Below are 15,393 nucleotides of genomic sequence, written 5' to 3' on the forward strand. Positions count from 1 at the left end.
AATCGGCGGGAAGCCGTCCGGCTCACCGATCGACCGGCAGCCAATCCCCGTCGAGATCGGCGCGGTCGGTGAGGGTGGCGTTGAGCGCCGCACCGATCAGCAGTGCGAACCCGCCGACGTAGAGCCAGACGAGGATCAACAGCACGGCGCTCGCCGCACCGTAGAGCTGCGGTAGCGTCGAGATCGAGGTGTAGTAACCGAACAGGGATTGGAGCACGGTCCATGCCGCGGCGGCGAAGATCGTCCCCGGGAGGATCTCCACTACGCCGCTATCGACGTCGGGCAGGATGTAGTAGAGTGGGACGAACACGACGGTGAACACGGCGAAGACGACGATCGGTCCGAGGGTGTTCCACAGCCGGGTTTCGACGAACAGCGACAGCACGACGCCGCCGACGACCATCGCCACCACCGCGACGACGATGACGACGAACACGAGCACGATGTCGACGAGGGTTCCCACCAGCGAGCGCTCGCCCTGGGTGCCGTAGATGCCGCTGAAGGCGGTGTTGAGCGCCCGGAAGGTCAACAGCGCGCCCCAGAGGAACACGGCGGCGCTGAGGATCGTCGCGCCCTGATCGGCCGCGCCGAAGACGATCCCCTGCAACAGTTCGGCGTTCTCGGGAACGAGCGTGCGCGTCGCCCGCATGATGGCCCGTATCGCGAGTGCGTCGCCGGCAAGCGTCGAGATCGCGATCACCATCAGCAGCAACAGCGGCACCAGCGAGATGAACGTGAAGTACGCGAGGCTCGCAGCGGTCAGGACGATCCGCTCGCGGCGCGCGAGCGCGATGACGTCGGCGAGAACCGCCACGATATCGTCGGTCCTCGACACATCCCATTTTCACGACCGAGACGTAAGTACCGTCCGCGCTCTCAGGGTGGGAGTGGGCTATACTGTTTCGGGTGTAGCGGTCGCGGTCTCGATCTCTTCAACTGTGGCATCGGTCTTGAACGCCGTGCCGTGGTAGTGTGCCCGCGAGGCTTCGTAGCCCGCCTCGCGGAGTCGGGTCAGGAAGTCATCCATCGCGCTCGCCGACCGACTCCACTGCCGGCAGAGGCGGTGCTGATCGTAATGGGTCGGCAGATGGAGTTCGCCGTCGAGGGTTTCGAGGAGGTCACGGGCGCGGTCGGCGGTGCCCATCTCGTCGGTGACGTGCTCGCGAACGCGTGCGAGGAACTCGTTTTCGTGAACGGGACCGAGCCAGAGCGGACCGGCGGTCCGCACCCGCCCGCCACAGGCCGGACACGCATCGGGCGGGCGCGCGATGAGTCCCTCCTGGCTCTCGCGGTGGAGACACGAGAAGCAGTGGTGGACGTAGCCAATCCCGTCGAGTGCGTCGTTGGCGTCGCTGGCCCGCCGCGAGAGCGAGAGATACGTCCGGACGTAGTGGCTCGTCGCGTGGCTCAACACCGGGATGGCGGCGACGTCGTACCGCGCGGCGGTGCGGACGAGCGCACCCAGAAGGATTCGGAGCCCCATCTCGGCGTGATACTCCGTGTTCTGCGGGACGGCGCTGTACGAGCGAACGCCGCTTTCCTTGTGCGCCCCACACAGCGGCGCGGTATCGGTCGCGGTGACGCAGACCAGATCGCGTGCCCCCCGAAAGGCGGCGTCGGCGAACGGGATCGGCGTGCCGAACGGATCGAGATCGACGATGTCGAACCCCTCCTCTGAGAGCAGCGCGTTCACGTTCCGGTTTATAACTGTCCCGTCGAGCCCGTTCCGATCGAGGTTCGTCCGACAGAGTTCGGTCGCATCCCCATCGCGATCACAGAGCGTTACCTCGTACCCCTCTCCGGCGGCGCGGACACCCCGTGCACCGGTCGCGGCGTGCGCATCGAGATACGAGTCGCAGTCCTCCCCGACCGCCCGCAGCACCGCCACCGTGAGGTCGCGGTTGAGCTCCTGCTCGGGGTTGAAAAAGACGCCCTCGCCGATGCCCGCTTCTGGCTGTTCGGGCACCGTGAGGTCGAGACCGCCTTCGGTGACGTGCATATCGCCGCTCGGTCTTCGAGCGCGAAAAACGGTCTGTCCTCGATCGCACGATATTCTCTCGTTTTCATCAGATCGTCGAATACGGACCGACCGAATCGGCCGAAAAGACATCACGGTTGGGACTATCTGCTTGGTTCGACAGCGATGATCTGTGAGGCGGCTGAAACGGCTGTCCTGACAGCACTGATCCTGACGACAATGAGAAACCGCACCGCCCCGCACAGCCCACATACCTCCCCAGCCGATTCGCTCACTCGCTACGCTCGTTCGCTCATCCCTCGCGCGTTCTCCGGCCTTCGGCCGGATTCATCGCGCGCCACCGCTAACCAACTCGACTCGTGTGGTCGAGAAAATCCCGATTTAACTCCGGACTCACGCGAGCGTGTAGCTCTCGAAGCGCCGTGCGACGTACCGATAGGCGAGCGGTGGGGCGACGACCACGAGCCCGATGGCGGCGGCAGCGCCGACGACACGGAGCACCGGCGGGGCGATGGCGATCGAGAGCCCGGCGAACCCCGCGACGATCTCGACGATGGTGGAAAGGACGGCTGCACCGCCTGGGATCAGCGCGACCGCGGCCCCGAGAGCGCCGACGGCTACTGCGACCGTGTAGCAGGCGAAGGCGGTCTTGCTCGGGATCACCACCTCCCGGCTCCGGCTGACGCTGACCGCTCCGAAGCGTGGGAACCGGGTGCCGATCGCCAGCGCGAGGAGCGGGCCGACGAGACAGAGCACCGCGCTCACGGCAGCGAGCACCAGCCAACGCGCCGGCGCGAGCGGACTCAGCACGCCGGCGATCCCCGTCACCACGACGACGAGCGGCAGGCCGACCGTCGCCACCGCGATCACGTGTCCGCGCACGAACTGCCTGCCACGAACCCCCGTTGTGAGCGTCACCGGCAGCAGCGCCCCCTCGTCGCCGAACGGGTTGAGCGCCGCTGCGCCGACCGCCCACGCACCATAGAGCGCCAGCAGGATCGGTAGCGACGCCGGCACCGATCCCGTGGTGAACGCCTGCTGGAGCGGCGCGAACAGGAAGAAGAGCGGGTAGGCGACGTAGATTAGCCGGATCGGCGCACGCTTCGTCCGCCGCCAGACCTTCTCGACGACCGCGCGCGTCGGGCCCGCGGCGATCCGCGAGAGCACCGTCGCGTCGGTATCGCTTTCCTCGTAGGTCCGCGTTCCGGGCTGTGCCCTGTCGGCGTACCAGAGCCGTTCGGCCGCGCGCACGTCGATCGCCAGCAGGAGAGGGACGCCGATCGCGACCAGCGCGATTGCGCCGGCCATCCGTGGTAGCGACGGCGCGACGCCGGGAATTCCGACCACGAGCAGGTCGCCGAACCACGCCGTCGGCGCATCCTGCAGTAGCGCCGACAGCTGGAACAGCGCGCGCCCGACCGTCTCCGAGGAGACCGCGACGAAGTACGCGAGCAGGGCGACGACCGCGATGACGGACTTGTAGCGCGTGAGCAGTTCGGACTGGCCGACGACGATCTTGATCAGCACGCCCACGATGTGGCCGACGAGCAGTGCCGTCGCGAACACCGCGAGGAAGGCCACGACGACGCTGACGAACGCCGTCGGCGCGCCGATGCCGAGCGCGAGCGCGCCCGCCATCACGACCACCGGCACCGCCACGATCGAGAGCACGCGTGCGGCCTCGGCGAGCAGCAATCCCCCGAGAACGTCGGGGGCCGGCACGGTCGTCAACATGCCCGTCTCGTGCTCGATCCGGGCGGTCTTGCCGACAGCGCGCTGGGCGATCAGGAATACCGGCCCGAGCCACGCCAGCGCGAGCGCGCTGCGCGCCCCATCGAGCACCGGCAGCGTCTCGATCAGTCGCTCGCCGGCCGTGTAGGCGAGATAGCTCCCGCCGACCGTCGGCAGCCCGACGAACAGCAGGAGAAAGGCCCCAAATCCGAGCAGCTGCGTCGTGTTCTCCGACATCGCACGCAGGCTTCGGCGGTACTCGACGCGGGCGATGGCGAGGCTACGCCCGACCGTTGGCCAGTTCATTGGGCTTCCACCGGCCGCTCGCTCGTCACGTCGAGGAAGGCGTCCTCCAACGTGCGCTCCTCCTCGGCGCGGTGGGTGAGTCGCTCCGGGGAGTCTTCCGCGACGAGCGATCCATCGCTGAGCACGCCGACGGTGTCGGCGAGTCGCTCGACAACAGGTAAAATGTGTGTCGAGAGGAAGACGGTGGCACCGCGGTCGGTGAGCTCGCCGATGAGGTCGTAGACCGTGCGCGCGGCGCGCGGATCGAGCCCCGAGGTCGGCTCGTCGAGGAAGACCACGCTCGGCTCGTGGACGAGCGCCTGGATCAGCGCCGTCTTCTGTTTCATCCCCTTCGAGTACGTCCCGACCCGTTCGTTCGCGTCGGCGGCGAGATCGAGCCGGTCGAGCAGCGTCTCGATGCGGTCGTCGCCGTCCACGTCGCGGAGATCGGTGATGTAGCGCAGCTGCTCGCGCGCGGTGAGCTCGTCGTACAGCGGCGGCTCCTCGGGGAGGAAACCGATCTCGGGGACCACTGCCTCGCGGTTCTCGATCGAATGACCGGCGACGCGGGCCGTCCCGCTCGTCGGCCGGACGAGCGTCGTTAGCATCCGCATGGTCGTCGTCTTGCCCGCCCCGTTCGGCCCCAGAAAGCCGTAGACGGAGCCGGCGGGCACCGTCAGATCGACCCCTGAGACGACGGTCGTCTCGTCGAAACGCTTCGTCAGGCCGTCGGTTTCGATGGCGGGCGGCATACGGGCAAATCAGTCAATCGTCGTAAAAATATTTTCATCCGACGCGATCGCCGTCCGAACATCCCGCCCCGCCCATCGAACGGGTTTTCATCCGCCGGCGCGAACGCCCGCTGTGACCGCAACCGAGTGGCAGCGCGCGCTCGACGACGCCGGCGAGCTCGATCCGTCGATCACCGAGCGCATCATCGACACGCACGGCGACCGCGGCGTCAGAGCCATCGAGGCGGTCGCCGAACGGCGCGTCAAGCAGTATCTCGATTTCACCGTCGTGGTGGGCCACTCCGACGAGTACGTCGTCGAGGACGGCGGCTGTACCTGCAAGGATTCGGCCTACAACCTCGACGCCGACGACGAGAGTCAGCGCTGCTGGCACGTCCTCGCCGCCGCCATCGCCCGCCGCGTCGGCGCGCTCGATCACCACGACATGTGGTACTCCGACGTCCGCGAATTTCTCTGAGTTCGACCCGTCGATCGCTACCCGGCCCGCCCGAACAGGGCGCGGGCGTCGTCGACGGCCTCGGTCCGACCGAGCAGCGTGACGGTGTCGCCGCGCTCCAGATCGAAATCGTCGCCCGGATAGTGGTTGGTGCCGTCGCGGTTCACGAGCGCGAGCAGACACTCGCTCGGGAGATCGTTTCTGACCGCGGCGATCGATCGGCCCACGGTTGCGTCGGCGGTGACGTCGACCTCGCGGACGTCGCCCGACTGTCCCAACTCGACGGTCCACTTCAGGAGTGCGGGACGCTCGACGAGGTTGTCGATCGCCCAGATCGCCGATTCCGTTGGCGAGATCGCACGCACCCCGAGATCCTCGAAGGCATCGGTGTTCTCCGGCTTGTTCACCCGTGCGATGATGTGGTTGACGTCGAACGTCGAGCGGGCGAGCTGTGCAGCCAGCAGGTTCGCGTCGTCGTCACCGGTCGCGACGACGAGGAGTTTCGCGTCGGCGACGCCGACATCGCGGAGCGTCTCGGCGACGGTCCCGTCGCCGACGTGGACCGTATGGCCGTCGTCGCGCGCCCGACGGGCGGTGTCGGCGTCGCTCTCGATCAGGACCGGGTTTTCACCGTGTGCGTCGAACCGCTCGGCGAGGCCACGCCCGACCGTGCCGCCGCCGACGATGACGATCTGCATGGGCACCACGTCGAGCGCCGACGCAATATATGGTGCCAATCCGCCTTCGAGAACGACCGTCGCGAGGATCACGAGAAACACCGTCCCGACGAGCGTCGTCGCCTGCTCCGGAAGTCCGGCATCCGTGAGTTCGACGGCGAACAGCGTCGCGACCGATGCGGGGATGATCCCGCGTGGTCCGACGAAACTCATGAACAGGCGCTCGTCACGACTGAACTGGTGGCCTCGCGTCGAGACGAACACCAGGAGTGGCCGGATGACGAACATCACCGCGGCGACGACCACCAGCCCGCCGACGCCGAGCGCGGCGATGTCGTCGAACGACAGCAGCGCGGCTAGCGCGATGAAGACGAACGACAGGAGAAGCGTGGTGACGTCGCCCTTGAACTCGCTGATCGTCTCCTTGTAGGGAACGTCGAGATTGCCGAGTGCGAGACCGGCGGTGGCGGCCGCGGCGATGCCGGCCTCCTCGGCGAGCAGGGTCGCTCCGGCGTAGGCGACGAACGCACCAGCGAGCGCGAGCAGGCGTGCGTTCTGGGCGGCGTTGCCCGCCGCGCGATCGACCGCCCGGATCAGTGATCGGAGAACGACCGCGACGAGCGCGCCGACGACGATCCCGATGGCGAGTCGCGCGGCGAACTCTTCGAGAAAGGCGATCCGCGTCGGCTGCTCGGCGAGCACGACCTCGAACGAGACGTACGCGAGGATCGCCGCGGTCACGTCGTTGACGACCCCCTCGAACGAGAGCGCGTTCGCCACGGAGTCCCGCACCGCAACCACGTCGAGGATCGGATCGATGACGGTCGGGCCGGTCGCGACGAGCAACGACCCGATCAGGAAGGCGAGATCCCACGGCGTGCCGAGCGCGAACCGCACCGTGATCGCGGTGCCGACCAGCGAGATCAGCGCGCCGACGGTGATGAGACGAAGCCGCGTCGAACGCGTCGCCTTGAGGTCCTCGTAGCGGAGATGGAACGCACCCTCGAAGACGATGAGCGCGACCGAGAGATCGACGATCACCGGGAGCGCGACGCCGAACGCCTCGCGCGTGACGATGCCGAGCCCCTCGGGGCCGAGGACGATCCCGGCGACGATGAGGAAGATGATGCTCGGAATGCGGTAGCGATCGGCCAGCACCTGCGCGAAGATGCCGATCGTGAACACCAGGGCGACGAGCGCAACGAGGAGTTCGACGCGTGCCATGTGATCGTCCCGTCCTTATGTCGGAACGGCAGACACGGAAAACGATTCGGTCGTTCGTCGGATGGCTATCGGGAGTTTGCCCCACCCTCACTGCTGCGAGGGAAAAAACGGTAGCGAGAGCCGATCGGCGACGTCGGTGGCTTCAGTCGGCGGCCTCGTCCGCCGTGTCGAGTTTCGCCTCGATCTTCTCGGCGGTGATCGGCAGGTCGCTGACACGGACGTCGACGGCGTTGCGGATGGCGTTGCTGAGCGCCGGCGGCACGCCGTTGACCGGGATCTCGGCGACGGATTTCGCGCCGAACGGCCCCGTCGGCTCGTGGGTCTCGACGATGATCGACTCGATCGGTGGCTGGTCGTCGGCCGTCGGCATCCCGTAGTCACGGAAGCCGAGGGTTTCGGGCGTGCCGTCCTCGTCGAACGAGTAGCCCGAGGAGACGGCGAGCTCGTAGCTCATGTGCAGCGCACCCTCGATCTGGCCCTCGACGAGGTCCGGATTGATCGCGACGCCACAGTCGACGGCGTAGACGAGATCGTGGATCTCGAACTCGCCGGTGCGATCGTCGACGGTGACGTCGACGAACTGTGCACCGAACGGCGGCGGCGATTCGTCGGTGCTGTGGCTCGCCTCGCCCATCACCTGCGCGCGCTCGTCGTCGCCGTAGATCGAGCCGTAGCCGACCTCTTCGAGCGTGACCGACTCGCCGGTACGCTCGGCGTGGACCGCGCCATCGCGCGCTTCGAGCGTCTCCGGGGGCTCGTCGAGCAGCTTCGCGGCGAACTCAAGCAGCTGCGTGCGCGCCTTCTCGGCGGCTTTCTTGACCGCCTGACCGGTGACGTACGTCGTCGAGGAGGCGTAGGCACCGTAGTCGAACGGTGAGACGTCCGTGTCCGACGGCTGGACGAGCACGTCCTCGGGCGGAGCCCCGAGCACCTCGCCGGCGATCTGGGCCATCGCGGTGTCCGCGCCGGGGCCGATGTCGACGGCACCGGTCTGGAGGATGAACGATCCGTCCTCGTTCATTTTGATGTGTGCGGCACCGAGCTCGTCGCCGGCGACACCGCTTTTCTGTGCGGTGAGCGCGACGCCACAGGCCCGGTGGAGATGCTCCTCGTCGGGCTGTTCGACCTCGTCCCAGCCGATCGCCTCCTTCCCGCGATCGATACATTCGTCGAGCCCGCACGAGCGGATCCGGCGGGTGTGTTCACCGCCCGAGAGCACCCCGGAGGCGTCGTCGATGTCGCCCTCCTCGATGCGGTTGCGCGCGCGAAGCTCCAGAGGGTCCATGTCGAGCTCGTGGGCGACCTCGTCCATGTGGCCTTCGAGGGCGAAGTGACCCTGTGGCGCGCCGTAGCCGCGGATCGCGCCCGCGACCGGGAGGTTCGTGTGAACCGCCGTCGCCTCGAAACGAATGTTCGGTGCGTGCGTGTACAGCGGCAGCGGTTTCGAGCCGACCGAGCTGCCGACCGTCATCCCGTGTGGCCCGTACGCCCCGGAGTTCGTCACTGCCGACAGGTCGAGCGCCTCGACGTCACCCTCGTCGGTGACGACGCTGCGCATGCGCACGCGGGCGGGTCGGCGCGAACGGAGCGCGTAGAACTGCTCGCGGCGGGTCGTTTCGAGCTTCACCGGCCGACCGGCGGCCTCCATCAGTGCGACCGTGATCGGCTCGATCAGCATCGACTGCTTTGCACCGAAGCCGGCACCGATGCGGGGTTTGCTCACACGGATGTCCCTGATCGGCACGTCGAACAGATGCGAGAGCTGTCGGCGCGTGTGGTAGGGCACCTGCGTGCTCGTGATGAGGTGATAGCGAGCGTCCTCGTCGCGGTGGGCGATCGTCGTATGCGGTTCGGGGACGCAGTGTGACTGGTAGGGGAGTTCCCACTCGGTTTCGGTCACGATCCGGTCGTCGCTGTCGGCGGCTGCCTCGAACGCACCCGCCACGTCGCCGATCTCGCCCTCGATGTGCGATTCGATGTTGCGCTCGTAGTCCGCGCCGGGCTGATGGTTCTCGATGTTGTCGGGATCGTGGATCTGCGGCGCGTCGGGGTTGGTCGCCGCAGCGGTATCGAAGACCCCCTCCTCTTCCTCGTAGCTGACCTCGATCGCGCGCGTCGCCCGGTCGGCGGTGTCGCCGTCGACGGCAGCGACCGCGGCGATCGGATCGCCGACGTAGTTGACCTCCCGCCGGAGCACGTGCAGGTCCCAGGGGCTCGGCTCGGGGTAGGGCTGGCCGGAGGAGGTGTACGGTTTGTCGGGTACCTCTTCCGAGTCGGGCGTGACGACGGCGTAGACACCCTCCATCTCCTCGGCGGCGCTCGCGTCGATCTCGGTCACGCGCCCGTGTGCGATGTCCGAGCGCAGCACCGAGCCCGCGGCGAGATCGGGGAAATGCTTGGCGTAGTCGGCGGTGTATTTCGACTCGCCGGTGACGATCTTGCGCGCGTCGTCTTTCTCCTCGCGCTCGGAGATCGTCTGGCGATCGCTCGCCGGCTTGCGGTTGTTCGGCGCTTCGTCCCACTCCATCGGATGTTCGCTCTCGGCCGCGGCGGTGTGCTGGCGCTCGCTGCTGCCGGCGTCGTCGGGTTTACTCATCGTTCACCCCACAGCCACAGCCCGAACAGGATACATCGTCGACGGGCTGGCCACCGTCGGCGGCGACCGCGGTGTCGCCGTCCATCCGCTCGGCCGCGTCCTCGACGGCGTCGAGTATCTTCTCGTAGCCGGTACAGCGACAGAGGTTGTCCGAGAGCGCCGCGCGGATCTCCTCCCTGTCGGGGTCCGGGTTCTCCGCGAGGAAGTCCCGCGAGCGCATGATCATCCCGGGGATGCAGAAGCCACACTGGAGTGCGGCGTTGTCGACGAACGCCGACTGCACCGGGTGGAGATCGTCCTGCGTGCCGAGGCTCTCGATCGTTTCGACGGTCGCCCCGTCGATCGTCGCGACCGGTTCGATACAGGACATCGTCGATTCACCGTCGACGGTGACGGTGCAGAAGCCGCAGTTGCCCGTATCACAGCCGCGTTTCGCGCCGGTGTAGCCGTTCTTCCTGAGGACGTCGAGCAGCGAATCCGACCGCTCGGCCTCGAAGGTCCGTTCCTCACCGTTGAGCGTGAGGTCGATTTCTACTGTCATGGTCGTTTAGGTTGTTTATCGCCGTTCAGCGGGGCGCTCCCGCCGTGAGACGTCTGGCTGTGGTGTGGTTTCGATACACATAACTGTTGTGCCTAAACGTTTATTATCCAAAAGGTTCGTGACGATATCGTTTTGGTTCCTCATAATTAAATATACGGTATGGATGTCGGATATCTGGCTGACTGCGGCGACATACGGCAATATTCAATTATATTACATCATTACTCACGAACGACCCCAACAATTAAGCCGGTAGGTAGTATGGGAGCATATTATGGCAGGTGGTAACAAGCAGTCTGCAAGTGGAGAGAGCGAGGGTGGGTCGGTAACGACCACGCTCGCGAACTACTTCGGCTTCGATGAACACGGCACCGATCTCCGAACGGAGATCGTCGCGGGGATCACGACCTTCCTCGCGATGTCGTACATCATCGTCGTCAACCCGGCGATACTGACCGGCGTACCGAGCGAGGGCAAGCCCGGGATCGTGATGCAGGGCTACACCCCGGTGGAGGTTCAACAGATGCTGACGGTCGTGACGATTGTCGCGTCGGTGATCGCGCTGCTGGTGATGGCGTTGTACGCCAATCGCCCGTTCGGGCTTGCGCCCGGGCTCGGGCTGAACGCCTTCTTCGCGCTGACGGTCATCGGCACGATCGGCGTCCCGTGGCAGACCGCGCTGGCGGCGGTGTTCACCGAGGGTGTGATCTTCATCCTGCTGACGGCCGTCGGCGCGCGCTCGTACGTCATCAGGCTGTTCCCCGCCCCGGTGAAATACGCCATCGGCACCGGGATCGGCTTCTATCTCGCGATCATCGGGCTCCAGGCGATGGAGGTCGTCGTCGCCGACCCGGCGACGCTCGTGACGCTCGGTTCGGTCGCGTCGAATCCCGTCGCGCTGCTCGCGGTGTTCGGACTGTTCGTCACGCTCGCGCTGTACGCGCGCGGGATCCGCGGCTCGATCGTCGTCGGCATCGTCCTCACGACGGTGCTCGGCTACCTCGCGACCGTCGCCGGGTTCGTCGATCCCGGCGTCCTGTTCCCATCGACGCTGCCGAGCGCCCAGTACGACATCACGCCGCTGATCGGTGCCTTCCTGAGCGGGTTCGCCAACGTCGACGCGTTCGTGTTCTCGCTCATCGTGTTCACGTTCTTCTTCGTCGACTTCTTCGACACCGCGGGGACGCTCGTCGGCGTCGGACAGGCCGGCGGCTTCCTCGACGAGGACGGCAACTTCCCCGACATCGACAAGCCGCTGATGGCCGACGCGGTCGGCACCACGGCCGGCGGGATGATTGGCTCCTCGACGGTGACGACGTTCGTCGAATCCGCCACCGGCGTCGAGGAGGGCGGACGGACGGGGATGACGGCGCTGGTGATCGCCGCGCTGTTCCTCGTCGCGCTCGTGATCGTCCCGTTCGCGGCCGTGATCCCGCAGTACGCCTCGCACATCGCGCTGGTCGTCGTCGCGCTCCTGATGCTCAGAAACGTCGTCGACATCGAATGGGACAACATCGCCCACGCGATCCCCGCCGGGCTGACGATCCTCGTCATGCCGCTCACCTACTCGATCGCCTACGGGATCGCCGCCGGCCTCATCTCCTACCCGATCACGAAGACCGCCGTCGGCGAGTTCGACGACATCAGCCTCGGCCAGTGGCTGATCGCCGCCGCGTTCGTCGTCTACTTCTTCGTCCGCACCAGCGGGATGCTCCAGGGCGCGATGTAACTCCGTTCGAGAGCATACCGTTTCAGGTGATGAAGCGACGAAAAAACCTCGAAACCCGAACCCTCTCCACGTTTTAAACGACCGAACAGTGCTACCGATCGCGAACGGTGTCGACGTACTCCATCGTCGCGACGTCGACGAGCCCGTTGTTGGTGAGTCGGAGCTCGGGGATCACTTCGAGCGAGAGGAAAGAGAGCTCCATCAGCCCACCGTCGTGATCGAGCCCGATCGTCCGGGCTGCCTCCTCGACCGCACCGAACTCCTCGGCGACGACGTCGAGCGGGTCGTCTGACATCAGTCCTGCCACCGGCAGCGAGAGCGCGGTCGTCTCGTCGGACGCCGGATCGTGGACGGCGACGCCACCGCCGATCTCGCGGAGCTGATTCGCAACCGTCACCATCGCCTCGTGGGACGCGCCCGCGACGACGACGTTGTGGGCGTCGTGGGCGACGGTGCTCGCGACCGCGCCGCGATCGAGCCCGAGCCCGTGGACGAAGCCGCGACCGATGCTGCCGTCGCCGCCGTGGCGTTCGACGACGGCGAGCGGGAGGACATCGTCGTCGATGGCGGCCTGGAGCACGCCATCCGACCGTGGTACGCTGGTCGCCAGTCGTGCGGTCTGGAGCCCGCCGACGGCGTCGATCGCTCGCACCGCGACCGCTCCGTCGCCGTCCGGGGCTTCGATCGCGAGCTCCGCAGCCTCGACCGGCTCGAACGAGACGGTGTCGGTGGGGACCGACGAGGACGGCGGGTTCTGGACATCGGCGGGCGTGCTCGTCGGATCGAGCACGCCGTCGATCATCACGTCCGTGGGGGTCCACGGATCGAGCTCGTCGAGCAGGACGAGATCGGCCGGTGAGCCCGGTTTGAGACGGCCGAACGGGAGATCGTAGCTCTCGGCGACGTTGATCGTCGCCATCCGGACTGCCGTCACGGGATCGACACCCTCCTCGATCGCCGTGGCGACGGCGAAGTCGATCCCACCGTGCTCGACGAGATCGGTCACGTGGCGGTCGTCGGTACAGAGACCGAGCCATCGATCGTCGACCGCCTCGACGAGATCGAGCAGGTCGACGAGGTTCTTGCTCGCCGATCCCTCGCGGAGATAGACCTGCAGGCCGACGTCGGCCTTCGCGCGCGCCTCCGCGAGCGTGATGCTCTCGTGATCGCTGTCGAGATGGCGTGCTGCCTCCTGGAGATCGTCGCCCTGAACCCGCGGCAGGTGGCCGTCGACCGGGAGCCCGCGCTCGCGGGCGGCGTCGATCTTCGTGTGCACAGTTGTATCGCCGGAAACGACGCCGGGGACGTTCATCACCTCGCCGAGCGCGACGACTCGGGGTGCGTCGAGCAGGTCGGCGACCGCGTCGGCGTCGAGGCTCGCGCCGGTGTCCTGAAGGTCCGACGCGGGAACGCTCGACGGCACGGTGATGCGGGCCTTGAGCGGCGTGTGTTCGGCGTCGTCGATGGCGGCCCGAACGCCCGCCGCGCCGCAGACGTTCGCGATCTCGTGGGGGTCCCAGACGATGCCCGTCACGCCACGCGGGACGACTGCCGCGCCGTAGTGGGGGAGCGTCACCATCGACGACTCGACGTGCATGTGAGCGTCGATCAGTCCCGGCGCGACGTAGCCGACCTCGATCTCGCGGTCGGCCGGGCGTTCGGCGAGCGCGACGATCTCGCCGTCGTCGATCGCGACCGCGCCGTCGTCGAGCTCACCGGTATGGACGTTCACCAGTATACCGCGGATCAGCGTGTCGACCGTCGTCGTCACGGTGCTTCGGCGGCGAGCGCGTCGATGTCGAGGTCCACGCTCCGTGCCTCCCGGCGGATCGCCGCCGCGTCGACGTGCGCGAACTCGCCGTCCTCGTAGAGCACGTTGCCGTCGACCATCGTGAACTCGACGTCGTCGCCGTGGGCCGCGAAGACGAGATGCGAGAGCACGTCGTGCAGCGGCGTCGCGCGCGTGAGATCGGTCGTGAGGCCGATGATGTCGGCCTTCCAGCCCTCCTTCAGTTTGCCGACCCGCTCGAAGCCGGCGGCGTCGGCCCCGTTGATCGTCGCCATCTCGAAGACCGTCTCGGCGGGCGTGCTCGTCGGATCGAGCGCGTCGACCTTCTGGAGCAGACTGGCCTGGCGCATCTCCGTGAACGGGTCGAGCGTGTTGTTACACGGCGGGCCGTCGTTGCCGAGCGCGACGTTGATCCCGCGATCGAGGTAGTCGGGCACCGGCGCGATGCCCGAGGCGAGTTTCATGTTCGACGACGGACAGTAGGTGACGTGCGTGCCGGTTTCGGCGAGCACCTCGCGCTCGGTCTCGTCGGTGTGGACGCAGTGGGCGAGCACGACGTCCTCTCCCGTGAGTCCGACCTCGTCGAGCCAGTGGATGTTGCGGTAGCCGGTCTCGCGCTCGACGGTCTCGATCTCGTCCTGGTTCTCGCTCGCGTGCGTGTGGATCGTCACCCCGTCGTATTTGTCGGCGAGTTTCCGCGCGCCGCGGAGACAGGCCTCCGAACAGCTCACCGCGAACCGTGGCGTCACCGCATAGCGGATGCGATCGTCGAACGCGCCGTGATACTCCTGGATGAGCTGCTCGCTCTCGTCGAGGCCGGCGTCGGTCTCCTCCAGCAGCCCGTCGGGCGACTCCTGATCCATGAGCACCTTCCCGAGCCGCCCGCGGATGCCGATCTCGCCGGCCGCCTCGAAGGCACGATCGGCGTGCGCCACCGAGAGATGGTCGATACAGGTGGTCGTACCGCTCTCGATGCATTCGAGATAGCCGAGTTTGGCGGCCGCCTCCATCCCGTCGGCGTCGAGGTTCGCCTCCATCGGGAGGATGTAGTCGAACAGCCAGTCAAGCAGTGCCGTATCGTCGGCGATCCCCCGTCCGAGACTCTGTACCGAGTGGATGTGACCGCCGACGAGCCCCGGCGCGAGCACGTCGTGATCGGTGATCTCGTGATCGGGGTGGTTCTCCTCTAGCGACGCCGCATCGCCGACGGCGGCGACCCGGTCGTCCTCGACGACGACCGCCCCATCGCGGATGACGGTATGTGCATCGGCAACGACGGTGCCACGTAATAACATGACGAAATATCGATTCCCGGTCGACGAACAAAAAGGTTGCTAAGCGATGGTCAACGGCGAGCGACGACGTATCATCCGTCGCCGTTTCACGCCGCGAAACGGGGCAACTGTTGCAAAAGCAGCGATTATCGTTCCGATTCCGTGTCGTCGGGGAGTTCGGTTCCGCACTCCCGACATTGGTTCGGTTGCCACGCAACGGTTTTGACGACGGACTGGACGGCATCGCACTGCGGACAGTATTCCTCGGTGTCCGATCCCTTGCTGTACGGCATACTGTGGCCGGTGTATCGGATCGGTCGAGGGAAGTATTTGTTGTCTAGTCTATACTTCTTCCACACACTATCAAATGCAAATCGAAAA

The 15,393-nt window shown here is 66.7% G+C and carries 11 protein-coding genes; 2 read left to right on the top strand and 9 right to left on the bottom strand.

The window, feature by feature from the left end; genetic code table 11:
• Positions 1–22: 22 nt before the first annotated feature.
• From MUK72_RS04690 to MUK72_RS04705, 4 genes are all read right to left on the bottom strand, one after another.
• Entirely contained in the window at positions 23–835 is an 813-nt protein-coding gene (locus MUK72_RS04690; RefSeq protein ID WP_244704380.1) for a YihY/virulence factor BrkB family protein, read from the bottom strand.
• 57 nt (positions 836–892) lie between these two features.
• Positions 893–1,999: a tRNA (guanine(26)-N(2))-dimethyltransferase gene (locus MUK72_RS04695; protein WP_244704382.1), complete on the bottom strand. Its 1,107-nt coding sequence runs from the start codon at positions 1,997–1,999 to the stop codon at positions 893–895.
• 372 nt (positions 2,000–2,371) lie between these two features.
• The gene (locus tag MUK72_RS04700) at positions 2,372–4,015 is read right to left on the bottom strand and encodes a hypothetical protein (protein WP_244704384.1); all 1,644 of its coding nucleotides are present in this window, start codon (positions 4,013–4,015) and stop codon (positions 2,372–2,374) included.
• Entirely contained in the window at positions 4,012–4,746 is a 735-nt protein-coding gene (locus tag MUK72_RS04705; RefSeq protein WP_004051208.1) for an ABC transporter ATP-binding protein, read from the bottom strand. Before MUK72_RS04705 ends, MUK72_RS04700 begins: the two co-directional genes overlap by 4 nt.
• A gap of 112 nt (positions 4,747–4,858) precedes the next feature.
• Here MUK72_RS04705 and MUK72_RS04710 point away from each other — a divergent pair, with 112 nt between their 5' ends.
• The gene (locus tag MUK72_RS04710; RefSeq protein WP_004051206.1) at positions 4,859–5,203 is read left to right on the top strand and encodes an SWIM zinc finger family protein; all 345 of its coding nucleotides are present in this window, start codon (positions 4,859–4,861) and stop codon (positions 5,201–5,203) included.
• Positions 5,204–5,220: 17 nt separating this feature from the next.
• On the opposite strand, the gene MUK72_RS04715 is transcribed toward MUK72_RS04710, so the two are convergent.
• The 3 genes from MUK72_RS04715 to MUK72_RS04725 all read right to left on the bottom strand — a co-directional run bounded on the left by MUK72_RS04715 (position 5,221) and on the right by MUK72_RS04725 (position 10,220).
• Positions 5,221–7,083, bottom strand: a complete 1,863-nt coding sequence (locus tag MUK72_RS04715; protein ID WP_244704386.1) for a cation:proton antiporter — start codon at positions 7,081–7,083, stop codon at positions 5,221–5,223.
• Positions 7,084–7,225: 142 nt separating this feature from the next.
• A complete protein-coding gene (locus tag MUK72_RS04720) occupies positions 7,226–9,679 on the bottom strand; it encodes a xanthine dehydrogenase family protein molybdopterin-binding subunit (protein ID WP_244704389.1) in 2,454 nt (817 codons plus the stop codon).
• A complete protein-coding gene (locus MUK72_RS04725; protein ID WP_244704391.1) occupies positions 9,672–10,220 on the bottom strand; it encodes a (2Fe-2S)-binding protein in 549 nt (182 codons plus the stop codon). The genes MUK72_RS04720 and MUK72_RS04725 overlap by 8 nt, the downstream gene beginning before the upstream one ends.
• A 274-nt stretch (positions 10,221–10,494) precedes the next feature.
• On the opposite strand from MUK72_RS04725, the gene MUK72_RS04730 reads away from it, so the two are divergent.
• Positions 10,495–11,949: an NCS2 family permease gene (locus MUK72_RS04730; protein WP_244704393.1), complete on the top strand. Its 1,455-nt coding sequence runs from the start codon at positions 10,495–10,497 to the stop codon at positions 11,947–11,949.
• A gap of 91 nt (positions 11,950–12,040) precedes the next feature.
• On the opposite strand, the gene MUK72_RS04735 is transcribed toward MUK72_RS04730, so the two are convergent.
• Positions 12,041–13,720 carry an adenine deaminase gene (locus MUK72_RS04735; RefSeq protein ID WP_244704395.1) on the bottom strand — a complete coding sequence of 560 codons (1,680 nt, stop codon included), beginning with the start codon at positions 13,718–13,720 and terminating at the stop codon, positions 12,041–12,043.
• Complete coding sequence (locus tag MUK72_RS04740; RefSeq protein WP_244704397.1) at positions 13,717–15,033, bottom strand: 5'-deoxyadenosine deaminase; 1,317 nt, start codon at positions 15,031–15,033, stop codon at positions 13,717–13,719. Before MUK72_RS04740 ends, MUK72_RS04735 begins: the two co-directional genes overlap by 4 nt.
• Positions 15,034–15,393 lie beyond the last annotated feature (360 nt).

The sequence above is a fragment of the Halococcus dombrowskii genome (assembly GCF_022870485.1).
GTDB classification, from domain to species: Archaea; Halobacteriota; Halobacteria; order Halobacteriales; family Halococcaceae; genus Halococcus; species Halococcus morrhuae.